At 70.1% G+C, this 23,499-nt stretch carries 19 protein-coding genes and 1 pseudogene; 7 read left to right on the top strand and 13 right to left on the bottom strand.

The window, feature by feature from the left end; translation table 11 throughout:
- Nucleotides 1–9 precede the first annotated feature (9 nt).
- Entirely contained in the window at nucleotides 10–897 is an 888-nt protein-coding gene (locus BLV24_RS14500; RefSeq protein WP_092683025.1) for an MBL fold metallo-hydrolase, read from the top strand.
- A gap of 387 nt (nucleotides 898–1,284) precedes the next feature.
- Here the strand turns inward: BLV24_RS14500 and BLV24_RS14495 are convergent, their stop codons facing one another.
- From BLV24_RS14495 to BLV24_RS14480, 4 genes are all read right to left on the bottom strand, one after another.
- The gene (locus BLV24_RS14495; RefSeq protein ID WP_176954766.1) at nucleotides 1,285–2,412 is read right to left on the bottom strand and encodes a CaiB/BaiF CoA transferase family protein; all 1,128 of its coding nucleotides are present in this window, start codon (nucleotides 2,410–2,412) and stop codon (nucleotides 1,285–1,287) included.
- Nucleotides 2,412–3,569 carry an acyl-CoA dehydrogenase family protein gene (locus BLV24_RS14490; protein ID WP_092683023.1) on the bottom strand — a complete coding sequence of 386 codons (1,158 nt, stop codon included), beginning with the start codon at nucleotides 3,567–3,569 and terminating at the stop codon, nucleotides 2,412–2,414. Before BLV24_RS14490 ends, BLV24_RS14495 begins: the two co-directional genes overlap by 1 nt.
- Nucleotides 3,570–3,669: 100 nt before the next feature.
- Entirely contained in the window at nucleotides 3,670–5,814 is a 2,145-nt protein-coding gene (locus BLV24_RS14485) for a 3-hydroxyacyl-CoA dehydrogenase NAD-binding domain-containing protein (RefSeq protein WP_092683021.1), read from the bottom strand.
- Between the two features lie 3 nt (nucleotides 5,815–5,817).
- Complete coding sequence (locus BLV24_RS14480; protein WP_092683019.1) at nucleotides 5,818–7,026, bottom strand: acetyl-CoA C-acetyltransferase; 1,209 nt, start codon at nucleotides 7,024–7,026, stop codon at nucleotides 5,818–5,820.
- Nucleotides 7,027–7,543: 517 nt separating this feature from the next.
- Between BLV24_RS14480 and BLV24_RS14475 the strand changes: the two genes are divergently transcribed.
- Genes BLV24_RS14475 through BLV24_RS14465 form a run of 3 tightly spaced genes read left to right on the top strand, consistent with a single transcriptional unit; the run spans nucleotide 7,544 to nucleotide 10,774 of the window.
- Nucleotides 7,544–9,097, top strand: a complete 1,554-nt coding sequence (locus BLV24_RS14475) for an acyl-CoA synthetase (protein ID WP_092683017.1) — start codon at nucleotides 7,544–7,546, stop codon at nucleotides 9,095–9,097.
- Nucleotides 9,094–9,888: an SDR family NAD(P)-dependent oxidoreductase gene (locus BLV24_RS14470; RefSeq protein WP_092683015.1), complete on the top strand. Its 795-nt coding sequence runs from the start codon at nucleotides 9,094–9,096 to the stop codon at nucleotides 9,886–9,888. The genes BLV24_RS14475 and BLV24_RS14470 overlap by 4 nt, the downstream gene beginning before the upstream one ends.
- Nucleotides 9,889–9,895: 7 nt before the next feature.
- The gene (locus tag BLV24_RS14465) at nucleotides 9,896–10,774 is read left to right on the top strand and encodes an SDR family oxidoreductase (protein ID WP_092683013.1); all 879 of its coding nucleotides are present in this window, start codon (nucleotides 9,896–9,898) and stop codon (nucleotides 10,772–10,774) included.
- A gap of 99 nt (nucleotides 10,775–10,873) precedes the next feature.
- Here BLV24_RS14465 and bdcA read toward each other — a convergent pair whose 3' ends face one another.
- Entirely contained in the window at nucleotides 10,874–11,566 is a 693-nt protein-coding gene (bdcA, locus tag BLV24_RS14460) for an SDR family oxidoreductase (protein WP_425426099.1), read from the bottom strand.
- Here bdcA and BLV24_RS22610 point away from each other — a divergent pair.
- Both BLV24_RS22610 and BLV24_RS14455 read left to right on the top strand, forming a co-directional pair.
- Nucleotides 11,477–11,665: pseudogene (locus BLV24_RS22610) on the top strand (helix-turn-helix domain-containing protein); the annotation flags it as partial. The gene bdcA and the pseudogene BLV24_RS22610 overlap by 90 nt on opposite strands.
- 9 nt (nucleotides 11,666–11,674) lie before the next feature.
- Nucleotides 11,675–12,070: a hypothetical protein gene (locus BLV24_RS14455; RefSeq protein ID WP_218133434.1), complete on the top strand. Its 396-nt coding sequence runs from the start codon at nucleotides 11,675–11,677 to the stop codon at nucleotides 12,068–12,070.
- A 57-nt stretch (nucleotides 12,071–12,127) separates the two neighbouring features.
- Here BLV24_RS14455 and BLV24_RS14450 read toward each other — a convergent pair whose 3' ends face one another.
- Nucleotides 12,128–13,051 (bottom strand): alpha/beta hydrolase, encoded by a 924-nt coding sequence (locus BLV24_RS14450; RefSeq protein ID WP_218133433.1) that lies wholly within the window; start codon nucleotides 13,049–13,051, stop codon nucleotides 12,128–12,130.
- Nucleotides 13,052–13,315: 264 nt separating this feature from the next.
- Between BLV24_RS14450 and BLV24_RS14445 the strand changes: the two genes are divergently transcribed.
- Nucleotides 13,316–14,980, top strand: a complete 1,665-nt coding sequence (locus BLV24_RS14445) for a flavin-containing monooxygenase (protein WP_092683011.1) — start codon at nucleotides 13,316–13,318, stop codon at nucleotides 14,978–14,980.
- Between the two features lie 118 nt (nucleotides 14,981–15,098).
- Here the strand turns inward: BLV24_RS14445 and BLV24_RS14440 are convergent, their stop codons facing one another.
- From BLV24_RS14440 to BLV24_RS14410, 7 genes are all read right to left on the bottom strand, one after another.
- Nucleotides 15,099–15,812 (bottom strand): exopolysaccharide biosynthesis protein, encoded by a 714-nt coding sequence (locus tag BLV24_RS14440; RefSeq protein ID WP_092683009.1) that lies wholly within the window; start codon nucleotides 15,810–15,812, stop codon nucleotides 15,099–15,101.
- Between the two features lie 105 nt (nucleotides 15,813–15,917).
- A complete protein-coding gene (locus tag BLV24_RS14435) occupies nucleotides 15,918–16,916 on the bottom strand; it encodes an ABC transporter ATP-binding protein (RefSeq protein WP_092683007.1) in 999 nt (332 codons plus the stop codon).
- Nucleotides 16,913–17,896 (bottom strand): ABC transporter ATP-binding protein, encoded by a 984-nt coding sequence (locus BLV24_RS14430; RefSeq protein WP_092683379.1) that lies wholly within the window; start codon nucleotides 17,894–17,896, stop codon nucleotides 16,913–16,915. The genes BLV24_RS14435 and BLV24_RS14430 overlap by 4 nt, the downstream gene beginning before the upstream one ends.
- 13 nt (nucleotides 17,897–17,909) lie before the next feature.
- Nucleotides 17,910–18,815 carry an ABC transporter permease gene (locus tag BLV24_RS14425; RefSeq protein WP_092683005.1) on the bottom strand — a complete coding sequence of 302 codons (906 nt, stop codon included), beginning with the start codon at nucleotides 18,813–18,815 and terminating at the stop codon, nucleotides 17,910–17,912.
- A complete protein-coding gene (locus BLV24_RS14420; protein WP_218133431.1) occupies nucleotides 18,808–19,761 on the bottom strand; it encodes an ABC transporter permease in 954 nt (317 codons plus the stop codon). Before BLV24_RS14420 ends, BLV24_RS14425 begins: the two co-directional genes overlap by 8 nt.
- 180 nt (nucleotides 19,762–19,941) lie before the next feature.
- Nucleotides 19,942–21,471 carry an ABC transporter substrate-binding protein gene (locus tag BLV24_RS14415; protein WP_143040321.1) on the bottom strand — a complete coding sequence of 510 codons (1,530 nt, stop codon included), beginning with the start codon at nucleotides 21,469–21,471 and terminating at the stop codon, nucleotides 19,942–19,944.
- 413 nt (nucleotides 21,472–21,884) lie between these two features.
- Entirely contained in the window at nucleotides 21,885–23,270 is a 1,386-nt protein-coding gene (locus tag BLV24_RS14410) for an aminotransferase (RefSeq protein WP_092683001.1), read from the bottom strand.
- Between the last annotated feature and the right edge of the window lie 229 nt (nucleotides 23,271–23,499).

The raw sequence follows: 23,499 nt of genomic DNA, 5'->3' as shown, positions 1-23,499 counted from the left end.
AGCCCGAACATGACCGCCGATCCGCTGCTGCCGCCGGTGTTCCGCGTCGGAAACGTGGAGGTGATCCGCGTCATCGAGATCCTCGCCCCCTTCCGCGCGCCCGAGGACACCTGGCCCGAGGACGCCGAGGCCGCGACCCGCGCCATCGCCGAAATGGGCGACGACCTGGGCGGGCTGATCGACCCCGAGACCGGCATGATCATCCTCGCCATCCAGACCTATGTGCTGAAGACCGCGAAGCGCACCATTGTGGTCGACACCTGCGTGGGCTGCGACAAGACCTATCCCTCGATCCCCGGCTGGCACATGCGCACCAACCGCTCCTGGCTGGCGCGGATGGCGGCGGCGGGGGTGGCGCCCGAGAGCGTGGACTACGTGCTCTGCACCCATCTGCACGGCGACCATGTGGGCTGGAACACGCAGCTGCTCGACGGGCGCTGGGTTCCGACCTTCCCGAACGCCACCTACCTGATGACTTCGGTCGACGAGACCTATGTGAAGGCCGCCCGCCCCGCCACCTGGGCGGAGAGCGTCTCGCCGGTCATCGAGGCCGGGCAGGCGCGGCTGGTGGACACGGATTTCGCGCTGGACGACGAGGTCTGGCTGGAGCCGACGCCGGGCCACACGCCGGGCCATGTGTCGGTGCGCCTGCGCTCGAACGGGGAGGAGGCGGTGCTGACCGGCGACGCTTTCCATTCGCCCCTGCAATGCCGGTTCCCCGAATGGCGGTTCTTCTCGGACGACGATCCCGCGCAGGCGGCGACGACCCGCCGGGCCCTGTTCGAGAGCCTGGCCGAGACCGGGCGCCTGGTGCTTCCCGCGCATTTCCCGCCCCCCACCGTCGGCTGGGTGACCGCCGAGGGCGACGCCTTCGGGTTCCGCTACCGCCCCTTCTGAGCCGCCCCGTCTGAGCCAATCGCCGCGTGCGCGCCCCGCATCCTGTGCGGCCGGCGCGGCGGGTGCGGCGGGGGCGCGCAAGGCGTCCGGCGGGTATGGCGTAAAAGTTTTAAATGGCTACTATAGCGGGGCGACTCGGACGATCCTCTGGGGGGATCGGTCCGGCGAAGGCGCCGTGCGGCCGGGATGGAGGGTCCGGGCCGCACGGCGCGCCGGGCCTGTCGGCCGCGCGCGAACCGGGAACGGCGCGCGCGCGGCCGACAGGCCGTGACCCCGGCAGGGAAAGCGGGGCCGCGGGAAAACGGGTCGGGCGCGGCGAACGCCCGGCCCCGTCGCACCGCTCCGCGCCGCCGCCCGCCGAGCAGGGCGAGCGGCGGCGCGGGCGGATCAGTTCAGCGCGCCGGCCTCGCGCAGCGACGCGATCTCGGCCGCCGACAGCCCGGCCTCGGCCAGCGCCGCGTCGGTGTCGGCGCCCATCGGGGTGGCCGGCGCGGGCGCCGTCCAGGGCGTGCGGTCGAAGCGCGGGGCGGGGGCCGGCTGCGCCTTGCCGGCGATGTCCAGATAGGCCCCGCGGGCGACGTTGTGGGGATGGGCCTCGGCCTCCGACGGCGTCAGCACCGGCGCGATGCAGGCATCCGTGCCCTCGAAGATCTCCATCCACTGGTCCCGCGTCTTCGACTTGAAGACCTTCGCGTATTCCTCCGCCCGCGCCGCCCAGGTCGCCTTGGAGGTCTGATCCTTGCGGTGATCCTCCGGGAAGCCGCATTTCTCCACCATGATGGCGAAGAACTGGGGCTCCAGGCAGCCGACGGAGACGTATTCGCCGTCCGACGTCTCGTAGCAGCGATAATACGAAGCGCCGCCGTCGAGCATGTTGGACTCGCGTTCCTCCACCCAGGCGCCGGCGTTCATCAGGTTGCGGAAGATGCCGGTCATCGCCGACACGCCGTCGATCATGGCGCTGTCGATCACCTGGCCCTTGCCCGAGCGGCCCCGCTCCCACAGCGCCGAGAGCACGCCGAAGATCAGGAACATGGTGCCGCCGCCGTAGTCGGCCACGAGGTTGAGCGGCGGCGTGGGCGGCTGGTCCTTGCGGCCCATCATGCCCAGCGCGCCGGTCAGCGACAGGTAGTTGAGGTCATGGCCGGCCATCTGGCTCCACGGCCCTTCCTGGCCCCAGCCGGTCATGCGTCCGTAGACGAGACCGGGATTGCGGGCGTGGCAGGTCTCCGGGCCCAGGCCCAGCTTTTCCATCACGCCGGGGCGGAAGCCCTCGATCAGCGCGTCGGCGCCCTCGATCAGCTTCAGCGCCGCCTCGACCCCGCCCGGGGTCTTGAGGTTCAGCGCCACCGACCGCTTGCCGCGGTTGGCCACGTCGTTCGGGCGTTCGCCGCCGGAGGCGCGGTCGATGACGATCACCTCCGCGCCCAGGTCCGCCATCAGCTGCCCGGCCAGCGGGCAGGGGCCGATGCCGGCCATTTCGATCAGTTTCAGTCCTTCGAGCGGTCCGGCCATCAGTTGCGCTTCCTGTCGTCGAGACCAAGGCCGCGGCCGATGATCTCCTTCATGATTTCCGAGGACCCGGCGTAGATCCGGGCGATGCGGGTGTCGCGGTAGATCCGCGAGATCTCGTATTCGTCCATGTAGCCGGCGCCGCCATGCAGCTGCACGCCGCTGTCCGCGACCTCGCAGACCAGCTCGGAGGAGACCAGCTTGATCGAGGCGGCCAGCTCGCTCGACAGCTCGCCCTTGATATGGGCCTTCGCGCAATGATCGAGCAGCGCCCAGGCGGCGTCGAGCCGGGCGCGGATGTCGGCCATCACGAAGCGCGAATTCTGGAAGGTGCCGATCGGACGGCCGAAGGCGCGGCGGTCCTTGATGAAGTCCAGCGTCACCTGGAAGGCGCGCTCGGCCATGGTCAGGTTGCCGACCGAGTTCACGATCCGCTCCTCGGCCAGGTTGCCCATCATCACCTTGAAGCCGCCGTCGGGCGCGCCCAGCACGTTCTCCTTGGGGATCTTCACGTCGTGGAAGAACAGCTCCGAGGTGTCCTGCGCCGGCTGGCCCATTTTCTTGAGGTTGCGGCCCCGCTCGAACCCCGGCGTCCCGCGTTCCACCAGGAACAGGCCGACGGCGTGGGAGCGGCTGGGGTCGGTCTTGGCCGCGACCACCACCAGGTCGGCCAGCTGACCGTTGGAGATATAGGTCTTGGAGCCGTTGATCAGCCAGTGATCGCCCTTGTCCTCGGCCCGGGTCTGGATGCCCGCGACGTCGGAGCCCGCGCCGGGCTCGGTCATGGCGATGGCGAGGATGGTCTTGCCCGACACGCAGCCGGGCATGTAGCGGTCGCGCTGCTCGGGCGTGCCGAACTTGTGGATATAGGGACCCACGACGCGGTTGTGCAGCGACACGGCGAGCCCGGAGCCGGTCGGCCCCAGCTCCTCGATCAGGATCATGTCATAGCGGAAATCGTCCAGCGCGACGCCGCCGTGCTTCTCGTCGGCATACATGCACAGGAAGCCCTGCTCGCCAGCGGATTCCCAGACCCGGCGGTCGACCATGCCGTCCTCGCGCCACCGCTCCACGTTGGGGGTGACTTCGGCGGCGATCCATTTCCTCACCGAGTCGCGGAACATCTCGTGGTCCGGCTCGTACAGGCTGCGAGCGATCATTCTGGGTCCTCCCGGGGACGAGTGTCGTTGCTGCGCGCAGGCCGCGCATGCGTTGACACCCGGCGCGGACGCCGGGCGCCGTTAAATTCGCGCGGTCGGTTCAGGCCGCCCTGGCGGAGGCCGCGGCGCGCAGCTTGTCGAGCGCCGAGGCCGAGACCGCGAAACGCGGCCCGCACAGCTCCGCCAGCTCCGCCGCCCGCGCCGCGAAGGCGTCGAGCCCCACGCCGCGGATGAACTGGATGGCGCCGCCGGTATGGGCGGGGAAGCCGATGGCCATGATCGAGCCGATATTGGCCTCGGGCTCCGAGCGCAGCACGCCCTCGTCGAGGCAGCGCAGGGTCTCGATGGCCTGGCGGTAGAGCATCCGGTCCTGCGCCTCCTCCATCGAGATCTCGCGGTTGCGCTCGGCGAACTGGCCGAGGCCGGGCCACAGGCTGCGCGACCCGTCGGGGGCGTAGTCGTAGAAGCCGCCGCCGTAATGGCGCCCGCCGCGGCCCATCGCGACCATCTTCGGGGCGATGGCGGCCGAGCCCTCGTTCTTCACCGGGAAGCCGTCCTCGATCCCCAGCCGGGCGTCGAGCGCCTTGTGGGTCTCGCGCACCCGCTCGGCCAGGACCATGGAGACCTCGTCCTGCACCTGAAGCGGGCCGACGGGCATGCCGATCTTCCAGGCGGCGCGCTCGATCATCACCGGGTTCATGCCGTCGCGGATCAGCTCCATCCCCTCGTTGAGATAGGTGCCGAACACGCGCGAGGTGAAGAAGCCGCGGCTGTCATTGACCACGATGGGCAGCTTGCCGATCTGCTTCACGTAGTCATAGGCCTTGCGCAGCGTGTCCTGGGAGGTCTTCTCGCCCAGGATCAGCTCCACCACCTGCATCTTGTCGACCGGCGAGAAGAAGTGGATGCCGATGAAGCGGGACGGGTCCGGGCAGGACTCCGCCAGGATGGAGATCGGCAGGGTCGAGGTGTTGGACCCGTAGATCCCCGTCTCCGACAGCCTGGCGAAGGTCTCGGGGATCACCTTCTCCTTCAGGGCGATGTCCTCGAAGACGGCTTCGACGATGATGTCGGCGCCCTCGAAGTCATCGGTGTCGGCGGGCTTGATGAGCCCGAGCAGGGAGGCGCCCTTGGCCTCGTCCATCCGGCCCTGCTTGACCTGCCTGGCGACCAGCGCCTCCGAATAGGCCTTGCCCTTCAGCGCGCCTTCCATGGCGGTGTCCTTCAGGACCACCGGCAGGCCGCGCGCGGCATGGGCCCAGGCGATGCCGGCCCCCATCATGCCCGCGCCCAGCACGGCCGAGCAGTTGGCCTTCCACGGATCGCCGGCGGGGCGGAATTTCGAGCCGCGGATCGCCTGCATGCCGAAGAACATGGTGGTGATCTGGGCCTTGGCCTCCTTCGAGGGGACCAGGGTGCAGAACTGCCGGCTTTCGTTGCGCAGGGCGCCGTCGAAGCGCATGCGCATGGAGTTGACGGCGACGTCCAGAATGCGTTCCGGCGCCGGCATCAGGCCGCGGGTCTTCTTGATCAGCAGGGTCGGCGCGGTGGCGATGATCTGGCGGACCCTGGGGTGGTTCGCATCGCCGCCGGGATGCACGAACCCCTTCTTGTCCCAGGGCTGCTGCGCCGCGTCGGGGTTGGCCTTGATCCAGGCCTTGGCGGCGGGGATCAGGTCTTCGCGCGTCGCCACCATCTCGTCGACCATGCCGAGCGCCAGCGCCTTTTTCGGCGACTGGGGCTTGCCCTCCATCAGCAGGGGCAGGGCTTTTTCGAGCCCGAGCAACGCCGTCAGGCGCACCACGCCGCCGGCGCCGGGCAGCAGGCCCAGCGTGACTTCCGGCAGGCCGGTGATGGCGCCGGGGCTGTCGAGGATCACCCGGTGATTGGCCGCGAGGCAGATCTCGTAGCCGCCGCCGAGCGCCGCGCCGTTGATGCAGGCCACCACCGGCACGGGCAGTTTCTCGATGCGCCGCAGGAGGTCTTTCTTGTCCTCCAGGCCGGTGAAGTATTCGAGATCCGCCACCTCCTGCGCCAGCAGGCCGTTCAGGTCGCCGCCCGCGAAGAAGGTCTTCTTGGCCGAGGCGATGACCACGCCGGTCATGCCCTCTTCAGCCTCCAGCCGGGCGACCGTCTCGGTCATCAGGCGGTTGTACTGCTCGGACATGGTGTTGGCCGACTGGCCGTCCATGTCCATGGTGATGGTGACGATGCCGCTCGCATCCTTGTCCCAGTCGAAACCCATGGCTCAGACCCTCTCGATGATGGACGCGATGCCCATGCCGCCGCCGACGCACATGCAGATCAGGGCGCGCTTCAGGTTCCGCCGCTCCAGCTCGTCGAGCATGGTGGAGACGAGGCAGCCCCCGGTCGCGCCCAGCGGGTGGCCCATGGCGATGGCGCCGCCGACCACGTTGAGCTTCTCATCCGGCACGTCGAGATCGCGCTGCAGGCGCAGGGCGACGGAGGCGAAGGCCTCGTTGATCTCCACCAGGTCGATGTCGTCGAGCGTCAGCCCCGCCTTGGCCAGCGCCTTCTTCGAGGCCGGCCCGGGCCCGGTAAGCATGATCGTCGGCTCGCAGGCGGTCAGGGCGATGGCCAGCACCCGGCCCCGCGGCGTCAGGCCCAGGTCCTTGCCGACCTGCGCGTTGCCGACCATGACCAGCGAGGCGCCGTCGACGATGCCCGACGAATTGCCCGGCGTGTGGACGTGGTGGATCTTCTCGACCTGCGGGTATTTCGCAAGCGCGATGGCATCATAGCCCATCGCCCCATGCGCGGCGAAGGAGGGCTTGAGCGAGCCCATGGACTGCATGTCCGCGCCCGGGCGGATGAAGTCGTCCCGCTCCAGGATCGTGAACCCGTTCATGTCCTTCACCGGCACCACCGAGCGGTCGAACCAGCCCGAGTCCCGCGCATGGGCGGCGGCCTTCTGGGACCGCACGGCGAAGGCGTCGACGTCGTCGCGGGAAAAGCCCTCGATGGTGGCGATCAAATCGGCGCCGATGCCCTGGGGCACGAAGCCGGTGACGATGTTGGTCTCCGGATCCTCGGCCATCGGGCCGCCGGTCGCGCCCATGGGCACGCGGGACATGCTCTCATACCCGCCGGCGCAGACCAGGTCCTCCCATCCGCTCGCGACCTTGGCGGCGGCGGTGTTGAACGTGTCCAGCCCGGAGGCGCAGAAGCGGTTGACCTGGGCGCCGGGCACGGTTTCGTCCCAGCCGGCCTTCTGCAGCGCGATCTTGGGCAGCACATTGCCCTGCTCCAGCACCGGGGACACGCAGCCCAGCATCACGTCGTCGACACGGGCGGTGTCGAAGTCGTGGCGGCTCTGCATCTCGGTCAGCAGGGTGGTCACGAGGTCGATCGGCTTGACCTCGTTCAGCGCGCCGTCCGCCTTGCCCTTCGACCGGGGCGTTCGGATGGCGTCGTAGATATAGGCGGCTTCGGCCATGGGGGTTCCCTCCGGGGATACGCCTTGGGCGGGGCGCGCGGAGGCGCCCGCCGGGGATCGCGGGGGAGATTGCCGCCGGGCGGGGGGGGATTCAAGTCGTTAATTGACCGATGAATACCGCATTGCGGAATTGGTCGCAGTTCGGCCGGTCCATGCCGGGCATGACCGCAGGCGAAGCCGTTTGTTGACCGCAGCTCCGCCCGCGGGGGCACGCCACCGGATCAGGGCCGGCGGATCGGCGCTTCCTCCCGGTCGGACGTGCATTGCATCCGACCATTTTCGCGCCGTCCCTGGGAACCTCGCGGCTTTCCGGGGCGGCCGGGGCCAACCTATTCGTCGCAGGGGCCTGAAGCAACGGCGGTTATGGATGGACCTCCGCAGAAATTAATGGCTTGATTAACCCGAAAACGGGACCGCCCGCAGAGGCGCGCCCGGAGTTTGGCCGGGGCTCATCTCGAGACCGCCGGCCCGAGCGGACCTGGCTTCCGCCCGTCAACGACAAAAAGGGAGGAAGAGGATGAAGCACCCCTCGTGCCACGCGCGCCGCACGCCGGACAAGATCGCCTATGTCATGGCCGGTTCCGGCGAGACCATGACCTACGCCCAGCTCGACGCCCGGTCGAATCGGGGCGCGCAGGCCCTGCGCGCGCTGGGAGTCGGGCCCGGCGACCACATCGCCCTGCTGATGGAGAACCGGCTGGAGTTCATCGAGATCATCTGGGCCGCGCATCGCGCCGGGGTGATCTACACGGCCGTCAGCCGTTACCTCGGGCCCGACGAAGCCGGCTACATCATCCGCGATTGCGGGGCCAAGGTGTTCATCGCCTCGGACGCCTATCGCGACAAGGGGCCGGACTACCTCGCCCAGGCCGGCGACGCGCGCTGCCTGATGGTCGGCGCCGTCGCCCCCGGCTACGCCAGCTGGGACGAGCTGACCGCCGCCCAGCCGGCGGAGCCCGTCGCCGACGAATTCGCCGGCATGGACATGCTCTATTCGTCGGGCACCACGGGGCGCCCCAAGGGCATCACCAAGGCGTTCGAGGCCAATCCCATCGAGTGGATCCACCCGATGCTGAGCCTGCTGATCGAGCATCATTCGCAGGTCGATGAGGCCAGCGTCTATCTCTCGCCCGCGCCGCTCTACCACGCCGCCCCGCTGCGCTTCTGCCTGACCATGGCCAATCTCGGCGCGACCTGCGTGATCATGGAGAAATTCGACCCCGAGGCCTATCTCGCCGCGGTCCAGAAATGGAGCGTCACCCACTCCCAGCTCGTGCCCACCATGTTCGTGCGCATGCTCAAGCTGCCGGAGGAGGTGCGCGCCGCCTACGACGTCTCCTCCATCAGGATGGCGATCCATGCCGCCGCCCCCTGTCCCAGGGAGATCAAGCAGCGCATGATCGACTGGTGGGGGCCGGTGCTGCTGGAATACTACGCCGGCACCGAGGCCAATGGCGGCACCGTCGCCACCGCCGAGCAGTGGCTGGAGAATCCCGGCACCGTCGGCGCCACGATCACCGGGCGCATCTTCATCGCGGACCCGGACGGGAACGAACTGCCGGCCGGCGAGATCGGCGACGTCTATTTCGATACCGGCATCGACTTCGAGTATTTCGGCGACCCCGAGAAGTCGAAGAAGGCGTTCCTGCGCCCCGGCTGCGGCACGCTGGGCGATGTCGGCTACGTCAATGAGCGCGGCTTCCTGTTCCTGACCGACCGCGCCGCCTACACCATCATCTCCGGCGGGGTGAACATCTACCCGCAGGAGGCCGAGGACCTGCTGGTCTGCCATCCCGAGGTCGCCGACTGCGCCGTTTTCGGCGTGCCGGACGAGGAGATGGGCGAGGCGGTGAAAGCCGTCGTGCAGCTCTCGGACGCCTCCGCGGCCTCGGATGATAAGGCCGCCGAACTTATCGGGTGGCTTCGCGAGCGGCTGTCGCATATCAAGGCGCCCCGGAGCATCGACTTCCGCGAAGACCTGCCGCGCACCGCGACGGGCAAGCTGATGAAGCGGCTCCTCAAGGACGAATACTGGGCCGAAGCCCGGAAGAAACAGGGAGTGAACGCATGACCGTGAAGAACCCGTTCGATCTGACCGGCAAGGTGGCCGTGGTCACCGGCGGCAATGGCGGCATCGGCCTGGGCATGGTGAAGACCATGGCGCAGGCCGGGGCCTCGGTCGCCATCTGGGGCCGCAACCCGGAGAAGAACGAGAAGGCCGTGGCCGAAGCCGTGGCGCTGGGCGGCGGCGAAGTCGCGGCCTTTCCGGTCGACGTGCTCGACCCTGCCAGCCAGGACCAGGCCATGGCCGACACGCTGAAGAAATTCGGCCGCGTCGACGGGCTCTACGCCAATTCCGGCGTCTCCGGCTCCAGCGGCCGCACCGGCTTCCTGGACCGGACCGACCAGGAATGGCGCGACCTGTTCGCGGTCAACCTCGACGGCGTGGTGAAGTCCTTCCGGCTCGCCGGCGACCACATGGTCGAGCGCGCCAAGAACGGCGATCCGGGCGGGCGTCTGATCGCCACCTCCTCGGTCGCCTCGGTCGACGGGGCCGCGTTCAACGAGCACTACGGCGCCTCCAAGGCCGCGCTGAACGGCATGATGCGCGCCATCGCGGTGGAGCTCGCCCGCTACGGGATCACCGCCAACAACATCCTGCCGGGCTATATCGTGACCGACATGACCGCCAAGGCCATGTCCAACGACAAGTTCCTGACCAATGTCGGCAAGCGCATCCCCGTGCGCCGCTTCGGTCAGCCGGAGGATTTCGGCGGGCTCGCGGCCTATCTGCTGTCGGATCTGAGCAGCTATCACACCGGCCAGACCTTCACGATCGACGGCGGCTACACGATCTTCTGAGGGTTCAATGACCGATCCGATCTATCGCGCGGGCCTCTTCGACGGGGCCCGCATCCTGGTGACCGGCGGGGGCTCCGGCCTCGGCCGGGCCATGGCGACCCGGCTGGCGGGGCTGGGGGCGGAGGTCATCCTGTGCGGCCGCCGCGCCGCCCTGCTGGAAGAGACCGCCGCCGCCATCCGGGAGGCCGGGGGCCGGGCCACCGCCCTGCCGCTCGACATCCGCGATCCGGACGCGGTGGAGGCGGCGATGGACGCCGCCTTCGCCGACGGGCCGCTGACCGGGCTGGTCAACAACGCCGGCGCCAATTTCATCTCGCGCACCGAGGATCTCTCGATCCGCGCCGTGGACGCGGTGACCGGGATCACCATGCGCGGCACCTTCCTGGTGACCCACGCGGTGGGGAAACGCTGGATCAAGGGCGGGACCGGCGGGGCGGTGATCTCCATCCTCTCGACCCGCCTGCGCTCGGGCGCGCCGTTCTCCACGCCCTCGACCATGGGCAAGGCGGCGATCGAGAGCATGACGAAATCGCTCGCCTCCGAGTGGGGCGGCCATGGCATCCGGCTCAACGCCATCGCGCCGGGAGAGATCCCGACCGAGGGGATGCTGGCGCGCCTGCGGCCGGGCGAGAAGCCGGGCGCCGCGACCGCCGCGATCAACCCGCTGGGCCGGGCCGGCACGCTGGAGGATATCGGCAGCCTCGCCGCCTTCCTGCTGGGGCCGGGCTCCGCCTGGATCAACGGCGAGACGCTCTACATGGACGGCGGCCAGACCAACGCCGCCGGCGTCGCCTCCTACAAGCTGCGCGAGTGGGAGGACGCGGACTGGGAGAAGGCCCGCGGGGTCGCCAAGTCCAAGAACGCCGAGGACAAGGCGAAGCGCTGAGGCGATCCCGGACCGGGCGTTTCCAGGGCGCGAGCCCGGCCCGACGCCCCCGCCCCCGCCCCCGCCCTCTCGGCGTGGGCGTCGGGCCGCGCCCTGCGGTCAGGCCCCGAAGGCGCCGTCGATGGTGTGCATCGCGCCGGTGACGAAGCCGGCTTCCGGGCCGGCCAGCCAGGCGACCATGCCCGCGACCTCTTCGGGCCGGCCGTGGCGCTTCAGGGCCATGAAGCCGTGCATCAGGTCCTTCATCGGGCCTTCGGCCGGGTTGGCGTCGGTGTCGATCGGCCCCGGCTGCACCACGTTGACGGTGATGCCGCGCGGTCCGAAATCGCGCGCCAGCCCGCGGGCGAGCCCCTGCAGCGCCGACTTGCTCATCGCGTAGGAGGCCATGCCCGCGAACGGCATCCGGTCGCCGTTGACCGAGCCGATCAGGATGATCCGGCCGCCATCGGGCATCCGGCGCGCCGCCTCGACCGAGGCGTGGTAGGGCGCGTGCACGTTGATGCGCAGAAGGCGATCGATGGCGTCGGGGTCCTGGTCCAGCGCGTCGCCGAAAACGCCGATGCCGGCGCTGACCACCAGCACATCCAGCGGACCGCTGTCGCGCACCCGCGCGATCACGGCCTCGCGGTCGGCGCTGTCTGTGCGCTCCGCGAGGGCGCCGGTTTCCTGCGACAGCGCCTCGGCCGCGTCGGGCGAGCCGGAATAGGTGAAGCGCACCTTGGCGCCTTCGGCCGCGAACCTTCGCACGATCGCGGCTCCGATGCCGCGGCTTCCGCCCAGCGGCTGTTTCACGCGCGGGGCTACGATGCGGTCAGCGTCGGGGATCTGACGCGGGCGCTGGGCATCAACCTGCCCAGCCTCTACGCGGCGTTCGGCAGCAAGTTCGACCTGTTCGACCGCGTGCTTGGCCGCTATTCCGAGATCGGGGCGGTTCCGCTCGACCGGATCCTTCGCCCGGGGCGTCCGTTGGCCGAGGCGCTGTCCGAGGTGCTGGTGGAGGCCGCGCGCAGCTACACGGCCGATCCTGACATGTCGGGCTGCATGGTGCTCGAGGGCCTGCGCAGCAACGACGAGGCGGCGCGGGCGGCGGCCCTCGCCCGGCGCCAGGCGGCCGAAGCCGTGATCCACGCCTATATCGCCGACCATCGCCGGGAGGAGGCCGGGCGCCTGACGGACTACATCTCCACCTGCATGGCCGGACTATCCGCCGCGGCGGTTGCCGGCCACGACCGGGGGAGGCTTCTGGCCTCGGCGAAGCTGCAGGGACTGGCGATCGAACGGGCGCTCGGGGATTGAGCGGGCGGGCCCGCCGGGGGCGGCGCGCCGGACGCGCCGCCCTTTTTCGTGGGGGCCTCAGGCCGGGGCGCGGGCGGCCTCGCAGGCCTCGCGCGTGGCGTCGGCCAGGGCCTCGACCTCAAGCCGCGCGGCCTCGCACAGATTGTGGATGCGGATGAAGCCGTGGATCATGCCGGGCGCGTGGCGGCGGGTCACCGGCACGCCGGCGGCCTCCAGCGCGTCGGCATAGGCCAGCCCTTCGTCCAGCAGCACGTCGTAACCCGCCGTGATCACCAGCGCCGGGGGCAGGCCGGTCAGGTCCGCGTGCAGCGGGCTCACGTCCGGCTGCTTCGGGTCGGCGCCCTGCAGGTAATGGTCGAAGAACCACGGCATGTCCCGGCCCAGCAGGGGAAAGCCCTCGGCGTGCGCGGCGTAGGAGGGGCGCGAGAAATCGTAATCCGTGACCGGGTAGACCAGCCCCTGGAACACGATCGGCCCCTGGCCCAGAAGCCGCCGCGCGACGACCGTGGCGAGGTTCCCGCCGGCGCTGTCGCCGGCGACAGCGACCGGCGCGCCGCCGAACTCCTCTCCCGCCGCTTCGAGGGCCCAGAGCACCGCGTCCTCGCAATCCTCCACCGGGCCGGGGAAGGGGCTTTCAGGCGCCAGCCGGTAGTCGGGCAGCAGCACCGCGCAGCCCGACCGCGCCGCCAGCGCGCGGCCCAGCGTGTCGAAATCGTCGATGTTCCCGATCACCCAGCCCCCGCCATGCAGGTAGACCAGCAGCCCCTTCACCTCGCCCTTCGGCACATGCAGGCGGGCGGGGATCGAGCCCGAGCGGGTGGGCAGGGCGAAGTCGCGGGTCTCGGCCATCTCGGGGCCGGTCCCGATGCCCTCGCGCCCGGCGGCGATCAGGGCGCGGGCGTCATCGGGGCTGCCGTCGGAGATCGCGGGCAGGTCGCGGGTGCGTTCGAGCATCACGGTGACGAAAGGGTCGAGCGGCATGGTCGTTCCTCCCAAAGAGCGGGCGCGCATGGGGTCGGCGCCTCTTGGCTCATCCGCGGCCTGGCCCCGGGGAAGGGCCGGACGGTCACGGACGTTGACCCATGATGCCCCCCCGGACGGGCGCGGGGAAAGGGGTTTATTCGCGCGATGAACATAAGGCTGCCGGACGGGATTGATCGCGCGATTAAATGCGCCCACCATGCCCCCTGACGCGCGCGAGACGCGAGACCGGCCTCAACCGGTCGCCCAAAAGGGAGGATCCCCATGACCCGCAACGGCGATACCGCAACCCAACCCGAGCTCTTCGACGCCATCGTCGTCGGGGCCGGCTTCGGCGGCATGCACATGCTCCACAGCCTGCGCGGCATGGGCCTGCGCGCCGTGGCGTTCGAGACCGGAACCGGCGTCGGCGGCACCTGGTTCTGGAACCGCTATCCGGGCGCGCGCTGCGACGTGGAATCCATGCAGTATTCCTATTCCTGGGACGCCGCGCTGCAGAAGGAGTGGCGCTGGACCGAACGCTACGCCTCCCAGCCCGAGATCCTCGCCTACGCGAATCACGTGGCGGACCGCTTCGACCTGACCCGCGACATCCGCTTCGAGACCCGTGTGGAGGCCGCCGAATGGGACGCGGCCCGCGCGGTCTGGCGGGTGCGGACCTCCTGCGGCGGCCGCACGGCCGAGGCCGAGGCGACCTGGCTGATCCTCGCCACCGGCTGCCTCTCCGCCGCCAAGAAGCCGGAAATCCCGGGGATCGACGACTTCGCGGGCCCGGTCTTCCACACCGGCGACTGGCCGCATGAGGGCGTGGACTTCGCCGGCAAGTCGGTGGCGGTGATCGGCACCGGGTCGTCGGGCATCCAGGCGATCCCGGAGATCGCCCGACAGGCGGCCGGCCTCACCGTCTTCCAGCGCACGCCCAACTACTCGATCCCCGCCTCCAACCGCCCGCTGGAGGATGCGGATTTCGCCGACTGGCAGGCGCATTACGAGGAACGCCGCCGCTTCGCGCGCGAGCAGGCGCCCGGAGGCATCCTCTACGAGCCCCCGATCGGCGAGGCGCTGACGGTGGACGAGGACGCCTTCCGCAAGGAGATGGACCGCCGGTGGATCGTCGGCGGGCCCAACTTCCGCGCCGCCTTCACCGACGTGATGGTGGACGAGGATGCCAATGCCCGCGTGGCGGACTATGTGCGCGACCGGGTGCGGGCGATCGTGAAGGACCCCGAGACGGCCGAGGACCTGTGCCCGACCGACTACCCGATCTTCACCAAGCGCATCTGCGTGGACACCGGCTATTTCGAGACCTTCAACCGCCCCAACGTCTCGCTGGTGAACCTGCGCCGGACGCCGATCGAGGCGATCACGCCGGCGGGCGTCCGCACCACCGAGGGCGAAACGCCCTTCGACGCCATCGTCTGCGCCACCGGCTTCGACGCGATGACCGGGGCGATCCTGGCCATCGACATCCGGGGCGAGGGCGGCGTCCGCATCGCCGACAAATGGGCGGAGGGGCCGCGGGCCTATCTCGGCCTAGCGCTGGCGGGGTTCCCGAACATGTTCACCATCACCGGGCCGGGCAGCCCCTCGGTCCTGTCGAACATGATCGTTTCCATCGAATATCACGTGGAGCTGATCGGCCGGCTGATCGAGGCCGCGAACGCCCGGCAGGGCGCGGTGGTGGCCGCGGACCGGGAGGCCGAGGACGCCTGGGTCGCACATTGCGGAGAGGTCGCGGCGCAGACGCTCTATCCCCGCGCCGCGTCCTGGTACATGGGCGCCAACGTGCCCGGCAAGCCGCGGGTGTTCATGCCCTATCTCGGCGTCGACGCCTATCGTCGCCGGGTCGAAGCCGCGGCGGCCGAGGACTGGCGAGGGTTCGACTTCGCGCCGGCCGGGCAGGGGGCGGAGGCGCCGTCGCGCGCCTGACGCCCCGGTCCGGGGGGAGGCCGTAGGGCGGGTGCGAACCCGCCGCGCTCCGCCCCCCGCCTTTTCCCCGGCCCCGCGCTTTCCCGGCCCCGCGCTTCCCCAACCCCGCCCCGGCGCGTCAGCCCAGCGCGGAGGAGATCAGCCCGAACCCGCCCCACAGCACGCCCAGCGTGGCGAGCGCCAGAGCGTAGCCCAGAACGGCGGCGTAGCCGTCCCGGGTCATCCGCGCGAGGCCGAGCGCCAGCACGGCGAGCGACGGCGCCTTCACCCCGAAGGGCACGAAGATCAGCGGGAAGAAGCAGATCGCCATGATCCCGGCGGTGACCGCGAGCGCGGTCCGCGCCGGCCCCCCCGTGGTCAGCCGCGTCAGCCGGGGCTTGAGCACCCGGTCCACCCGCGCGGCCCAGGGCCGGACGCGGTCCAGCGCCCTGCGCATCTTCGCCCGCGTCACCGACCGGCGACCCAGCCGCCCGGGCAGGCGCAAAGATCCGCCTGCGACCGCATGCCGGGTCAGGGCCAGCAGGATCAACGCGCCGGTCAGCGCCGACACGCCGGGAATGTCGCCGATGATCGGCAACGCCGCGATGAAGCCCAGCGCGGTCAGCAGCACCCCGAGAGAGCGGTCGGCGAAAGTGTCGAGCAGGGCGTTGACCGTGACCTCGCCGCCCCCGTTCTCGTCCCCGTCGCCGCCCTCGTCGCCGCCCTCGTCGCCGTTCTCGTCGCCGGCGCCGTCGCCCTCTCCGGTCTCGGCGAGACGGTCGATGACGTCGGCCAGCGACGTCTCCTCCTCGCGGTCGTCCGTCTCCCGTTCCTCCGCGGCTCCGTCGCGCATGTCGCTTCGCCTCCTTCCGCTCCGGGGCGCGATGGGCGCCCCGGGGGAGTCAGCTAGGCGAGCGGGGGCGGACGTCCAGTCCGCCTCCGGAATTTCACACAAGGGTCACTGCAGCGGGAAATGGCAGGCCACCGCATGCCCCGGCGCGAGCCGGCGCATTTGCGGGACCTCCGCCGCGCAGCGCGCCTGGGCCATCGGGCAGCGGGTGCGGAAGCGGCAGCCGGAGGGCGGGTTCACCGGGCTCGGCAGCTCTCCGGCCAGCATGTCCAGCGGCGCCGGCTTCCTGCCCGGATCGGGCTCGGGCGCGGCGCTCAGCAGGGTGCGGGTGTAGGGATGCGCGGGACGGCGGTAGATGGACTGGGCGTCCGCCGTCTCGCACATCATGCCCAGATACATCACCGCCACCCGGTCGGAGACATGCTTCACCACCGCCAGATCGTGGCTGATGAACAGCAGGGTCAGCCCGAAGCGATGCTTGAGATCCTCCAGCAGGTTGAGGATCTGCGCCTGCACCGACACGTCGAGCGCCGAGACGGGTTCGTCGCAGACCAGCAGGTCCGGCCGCAGGATCAGGGCGCGGGCGATGGAGATGCGCTGGCACTGCCCGCCCGAGAACTCGTGCGGGCGCCGTTCCATCGCCTGGTCGGCGTTCAGGCCCACAAGGTCCAGCATCTCGGCCACCCGCTTGTAGCGGGCCGCGCGGTCGCCCTCTCCCACGATTTCCAGGGGCGCGGCGACGATATCCCGGATCCGCCGCCGGGGGTTGAGCGAGGCGATGGGGTCCTGGAAGATCATCTGGAACCGCCGCCGCGCGCGTTGCAGGGCGGCGCCGCGCAGATGGGTCAGCTCCTCCTCCCCCAGCCGCACGGCGCCGGAGGTGGGGCGGGGCAGTTGCAGCACCGCCCGGGCGGCGGAGGACTTGCCGCAGCCGGACTCCCCCACCAGGCCCAGCGTCTCCCCCTTCGCCACCTGGAAGGAGATGCCGGAGACCGCGTGGACCTTCGCCCCCCCGGCCAGCGGATACTCCACCACCATGTCGCGCACGTCGAGAAACGCCCCGGCGGGGGCGGCGTGATCCTCTCGGATCCGCTCCTGAACGGTCATTCCGCGGCCTCCATCGTCATGGGTCGCCAGCAGGCGAAGCGGTGGCCCCGCCCGGCGTCTTCCAGCGCGGGCGGCTGCGAGCGGCACAGGTCGTCGGCGTAGCGGCAGCGGGGCGAGAAGGCGCAGCCCGCCGGCGGGTGGATCAGGTCCGGCGGCCGCCCGGCGATCGCCTCCAGCTTGCGATGGGGCGGGTCGTCCAGCCGCGGGATCGAGGCCAGCAGCGCCGAGGTGTAGGGCATCCGGGTGTCGCGGAAGAGATCCTCGGTCGAGGCCTGCTCGACGATCCGGCCGGCATACATCACCGCCACGTCGTCGCAGCGCCCCGCCACCACGCCCATGTCGTGGGTGATGAGGATCATGGCCATGTTCCGCTCCGCCTGCTGGCGGGCGAGCAGGTCGAGGATCTCGGCCTGCACGGTCACGTCGAGCGCGGTGGTCGGCTCGTCGGCGATCAGCAGGGCGGGTTCGCAGGCGATGGCGATGGCGATGGCCACGCGCTGGCGCATCCCGCCCGAAAGCTGGTGAGGGTGCTGGTCCACCCGCACGTCCGGTTGCGGCAGGCCGACGGAGGCCAGAAGCTCCACCGACCTTGCCTTGGCCGCCTTGCGCGACATGCCGAGATGGCGGGTCAGCACCTCCCCGATCTGGGCGCCGATGGTCATCACCGGGTTCAGCGAGGTCATCGGGTCCTGGAACACGATGGAGATCTCGGGCCCGCGCAGCGCCCTCAGCGCCTTTTCGGACATCGCGGTCAGGTCGCGCCCGCCCAGCCGCACCTCGCCCGAGGACCGGGCGTTGGGCGGCAGCAGCCGCATGATGGAGCGCGACAGCACGGATTTGCCCGAGCCGCTCTCCCCCACCACGCCCAGGGTCCGGCCACGCTCCAGCGTGAAGCTGACCCCGTCCACGGCCCGCACCAGGCCGCGGCCGGTGGCGAAGGCGGTGCGCTGGTTCTCGACCGTCAGAAGCGGTTCGCTCATGGTCACGTCCCCCTCAGATCGCGCCGTCGCGCACGTCGGCGAGACGCTTGCGGATGGCGTCGCCGACCAGGTTGAAGCTCAGCACCGTCATGAACATCACCGCCGTGGGGATCAGCGAGATATGCGGCGAGCCCTCCAGGTGCTCGCGCCCCTCGGCGATGACCCCGCCCCAGGACGGGGTGGGCGCCTTCACCGACAGGCCGAGGAAGGACAGCGCGCCCTCGATCACGATGGCGATGGGGATGTCGATCAGCACGAAGGCGATCAGCGGCCAGATGATGTTGGGCAGGACCTCGACGGTCAGGATGCGGAAGTCCGACGCCCCCATGGCCCGCGCCGCCAGCACGAATTCCCGGTTGGAATGGTTGAGCGTCGCCGCCCGCGTGATCCGCGCCGCGGTGGGGATGAAGAGCAGCCCCAGCGACAGGCAGACCATGCCCAGCGAGCCGCCGAACACCACCGAGAACAGCAGCAGGATCACCAGCCCCGGGATCGCCAGCCAGGTGTCGATGGCGATGCCGATGACCTCGTCGACCCAGCCCTTGTAGTAGCCGGCGAGGATGCCGAGCACCAATCCCAGCCCCACCCCGATCAGCGGCGCGGCGAAGCCCACGGTCAGCGACACCCGCGCGCCGTAGATGATGCGGCTGAGCATGTCCCGGCCCAGGTGGTCGGTGCCCAGGATGTGGGCGTCGTTGGGGCCCTCGTTGATGTGCATCCAGTCGATCTCGTCGGCCGGGAACAGGCCGAGGAAATCCGCGAAGACCGCCGCCGCCACGACCACCGCCAGCCAGGCCAGCGGGATCCAGAAGCCCAGGCCCAGGCGGTTCTTGCGGTTGTGCGAGGCGATGGCGTCGGCGTTGTCGTCCGGCGCCCCGGCGCTTGACCCTTCGAGCCGGTCGGGAGTGATGTCAGCCACGGGCGCGCTCCAGTCTGACCCGCGGATCCAGCCAGGCGTAGGCGATGTCCACGAGGAAATTGGCGGTCACGAAAGCGATGGCGAAAAGGGTCACGCAGCCCTGGATCATGATGAAATCCCGGGTGTTGACCGCGTGCACCAGCAGTCGCCCTATGCCGGGGATGCCGAAGATCTGCTCGATGATGATCGAGCCGCCCATCAGCCGCCCGACCTGAAGCCCCAGCAGCGTGATCATCGAGAAGGACGAGGGCCGCAGCGCGTGGACCAGCAGGATGCGGGCGTCGGACATGCCCTTGGCGCGGGCCAGCGCGATGTAGTTCTCCTGCAGCACGCCGATCATCTCGGCGCGCAGGGTGCGCATCAGCACCGTCCATTCCACGAGGCCGAGCGCCAGCGCCGGCAGGATCATCGGGCGCAGGTTCTCCCACAGGCCCGCGGACAGCGGCTCGTAACCCGTGGCGGGCAGCCAGCCCAGATGCAGCGAGAAGAAGAAGATCAGCAGGATCGCGGTCATGAAGCTGGGCATCGACACCGAGGCGAAGGCCAGCGTGCCGATCACCCGGTCCGCGCGTCCCCCGGGCCGGTAGGCCGAGATCAGCCCCATCGGCACCGCGAGGCTGAGCGCGATCAGCTGGGCCAGCAGCATCAGCTCCAGCGACACCGGGAAACGCTGGGCCAGCGCGTGCCAGACCTCCTCCTTGTTGATGAAGGAGGCGCCCCAGTCGCCGGTGAGGATCCCGCCCGCCCAGTCGAGATAGCGGAGCACCACGTTGCGGTCGAGCCCGAGCTCGTCGCGGATGGCCTGGACCTCCTCTTCGGAGCTGTCCATGCCGGCCATCTCATAGGCCACGTCGCCGGGCAGGACATTGACCAGAAGGAAGGTGAGGAAGGTGACGGAGACCATCACCACGACCAGGCGCTGGAATCGTCGGAACAGATATCTCACGGCGCTCGGGGCTCCGGTATGCGGGGACGCGGGGGCGGACCGGCCGGCGCCGGTCGGCGGATCGACGGCGAAGCCGTTGCGTTCTCCGCGGGGCGCCGCCGGGCGGAGCGGCGCGGCGCGGGGATCAGGCCCGGCCCGGCGGGCGCCGCCTTGCGGGGGCGCCGCCGGGCCGGGGCGGGATCACTCCTCGATCCAGGCGCGGGTCACGTCGACCACGCCGCGATAGGGGGCGGGCACGTTCTTCACCTCGGGGGTGGTGAAGGCGTGATACCGCCCGCCGCCGCGATAGTGCATGGAGCCCGACTGGTTGATCAGCTCGGCCATCTCGCACTGCTTGTCGAGCCGCTCCTCCATGGTCAGCGCGGTGCGCATCGCGAGCGCGACCTCGTCCATCTCGGGCGAGGACCAGCCGGTCAGGTTGTAGGAGCTGTCCGAGCGGGTCAGCGCGAACATCTGCGGCCCCATGTCGGCGCCGTCGGCGATGCGCCAGCCGGTCAGGTCGAAGTCGCGCTTGAAGGTGCGCGACACCAGCGTCGACTGGTCCACCGGTTCCAGCGTCAGCTCGATCCCCACCTGCTTGAGCATCTGCTGCATCAGCTCGCCCAGCTCACGCCCGCGGGGGGTGGCGGTGTGGATCATCGAGATCCGGATCGGCTCGCCGTAGTCGGCCACCAGTTCCTTGGCCTTCTTGGGATCGTAGGCGAGATAGCCCGCGTCGCCGCAGTCCTTCACCGCGCCCAGCGGATGGGTGACGGACGGCCGGGTGTTCTGCCAGGAGATCTTGACCAGCGCGTCCTGGTTCCAGGCATGCGCGATGGCCTGTCGGACCCGGATGTCGTCCAGCGGCGCGTTGCGGGTGTTGACCAGGTTGATCGCCGAGCCCGCGCCCTCGGTGCTGAGCGTGACCAGCGAGTCGTCCTCTTTGGCCTGCACGATCGAGGGGCCGCGGTCGGTCCACATCACGTCGACCTCGCCCGATTTCAGCGACGCGAAGCGGGTCTGGGTGTCGGGCAGGATCCGGAATTCGACGCCGTCCAGGTGGATCTCGTCCTTGTTCCAGTAATCCTCGAAGCGCTCCACCACGATGCGGTCGCCCGAGGTCCAGGACACGAACCTGAAGGGGCCGGTGCCGATCGGGTGGCGGTTCTGGGTCCCGGCCTCCACGGCCTCGGAGGCCGGGATCGGCCCGGACATCGAGGTGGTCGCGAGATAGGGCAGCAGCGCCTGCCAGGGATGCTCGAGGTGGAAGGCGACGGTCAGGTCGTCGATCACCTCCACGTTCTGGATGGTGGCGATGAAGGTGCGCGAGCGGGACTTCATCGCCGGGTCGAGAATGCGGTTGTAGTGCTTGGCCACGTCCTCGGCGGTGAAGTCGGAGCCGTCATGATACTTCACGCCCTCGCGGAGCTTGAAGGTCCAGGTCTTCTGGTCCTCCGAGGCTTCCCAGGACACGGCGAGCAGGGGCTCGGGTTCGTTCGTGTCGGGGTTCCAGCCGATCAGCGGCTCCTCGATGGTGCGGGCCACGATCTCGCCGGTCTGGCCGAAGACGCCGCCTTCCACGGTGTCGAAGCCGCGCACGTCGGTCTCCAGCGCCACGCGCAGGACGCCGCCCTTCACCTGGGCGGCGGCGGGGTCGGCGCCGAGCCCTGCGGCCAGGGTCAGGGCCAGCGCCATGGCCGTGCCCGTCGCCGCCAGGCCCGTCGTCGCCAAGCCCGTCGCAGCCGCCGTCAGGCCAAAGCCTTTACGCGCGGCTGAAAATGCCGTGGTCAGATGCATTGTTTCCTCCCGTGCATCAATTCGCGCCGCTTTTTGTTTTTTGGGTCAATGCGGCTTCTCTTGCGCAATCATCGGCAAAAAACAGCCGTTTGCCAATGCTTGATATGTCTCGTCGGAAAAAGGAATTGCGAGCCATCCCAAGCAGTTCGGTTGGCTGACGTTTGTTAGTTTGCTGCGGCGCCGAAGCGGACAGGTATTAAACTGAACGTGCGTTTAAATTAAGAAATGCGCGCAGGCGCCCGCGCCGCGACCGCGCGCCGCCGTGCAGGCGGGCTGAAACGCGAACGGCGCGGGCCGCCAGGCCCGCGCCGTCATCGCCATGTGTCTGGAATCGCTCAATGCGCGAGTCAGAGTCGCCCCAGCTCACCCGCCACGGAGTCGACCGCGGCCCTGGCGATGCCGACGATCTCTTCCGCTTCAACCGCGGTCAGGCAGAGCGGCGGCGCCAGCCCCAGGATATCCCCCTGCGGCATCGCCCGCGCGATCAGCCCGCGCTCCAGCGCCGCCGCCGCGATCCGGGCGCCGACCTTCTCTCCGGCGTCGAAGGGCGTGCGGGTTTCGGGGTCCGCGTCGAATTCCACGGCCGCCATCAGGCCCTCGCCGCGCACTTCGCCGACGATCGGGTGGCCGTCGAAGGCGGATTTCAGCATGGCCTGCCAGGCGGCGCCGGTCTCGCGCGCGTTGTCCACCAGCCCGAGCGAATCGATCAGCTTCAGGTTCGCCACCCCCGCCGCCGCGCACAGCGGATGCGCCGAGTAGGTCCAGCCATGCCCCAGCGGCCCGAGATCGTCGGTGCCCCTGGTGATCATCTCGAAGATCCGCTCCGACAGGATCGAGCCCGACAGCGGCGCGTAGGCCGAGGTCAGCCCCTTGGCGATGGTGATGACATCGGGCTTCATCCCGTAATGCTCGGAGCCGAACATGGACCCCAGCCGCCCGAAGCCGGTGACCACCTCGTCGGCGATCAGCATGACGTCGTATTTGTCGAGCACCGCCTGGATCGCGGCCCAGTAGCCCTCGGGCGGGGGCACGATGCCGCCGGTGCCCAGGATCGGCTCGCCGATGAAGGCGGCGACGGTCTCCGGCCCCTGCTCCAGGATCAGCGCCTCCAGGCTGGCGGCGCATTGGGCGGAGAACTCGGCCTCGGTCTGGGTCCCGTCGGCGCGGCGGTGATAATAGGGCGCGTCGGTGTGCAGGATCGGGCTCAGCGGCAGGTCGAAGGCGTTGTGGAACAGGTGCAGCCCGGTCAGCGAGCCGGTCATCAGGCCCGAGCCGTGATAGCCCCGCCAGCGCGAGATGATCTTCTTCTTCTCCGGCCGCCCGGCGCAGTTGTTGGCGTACCAGATCAGCTTGATGTTGGTCTCGTTGGCGTCTGAGCCGGACAGGCCGAAATAGACCTTCGACATGTGGTCGGGCGCGCGCTCCAGCACCATCTGGGCCAGTTCGATGGCGGGCTCGGAGCCGTGGCCGGCATAGGCGTGGTAGTAGGCGAGCTTGCGGGCCTGCTCGGCGATGGCGTCCGCCACCTCCATGCGGCCGTAGCCCACGTTCACGCAGTAGAGCCCGGCGAACCCGTCGAGGGAGCGTTTGCCCTCGCGGTCTGTGATGTAGACGCCCTCGCCTCCGGTGACGATCCGCTGGGGGCCTTCGCCGCGGGCATGGGCGCCGGCGGCGGTGGAGGGATGCAGGAAGTTCTCCCGATCCCAGGCGGCAAGGCGGTCATTGGTCAGCATCGGGCGGTCCTCCTCAGGGGCGGGGCGGGCGAGGAGCCGACTCCTAGGAGGGATGACGCCGCGTTCCAACCCCCTGCGTCCCGCGCGGTCCCGACGCTGCGGGCCGGGGGGAAAGGGGGCGGCGGGGGGGGCGGGCCGCGAAAGCGAGGGGCGGGAGACGGCGCCGCCGGCGCTCCCGGTTCCCCGCGCCGCGGGCGTCCGGGCGAAGGCGGCGCCGCGGTGGTCGCGG

This window comes from Albimonas donghaensis, from assembly GCF_900106695.1.
Lineage (GTDB): Bacteria > Pseudomonadota > Alphaproteobacteria > Rhodobacterales > Rhodobacteraceae > Albimonas > Albimonas donghaensis.
The sequence above is the reverse complement of the archived record's forward strand: the minus strand, read 5'-3'. Positions and strand labels throughout refer to the sequence as shown.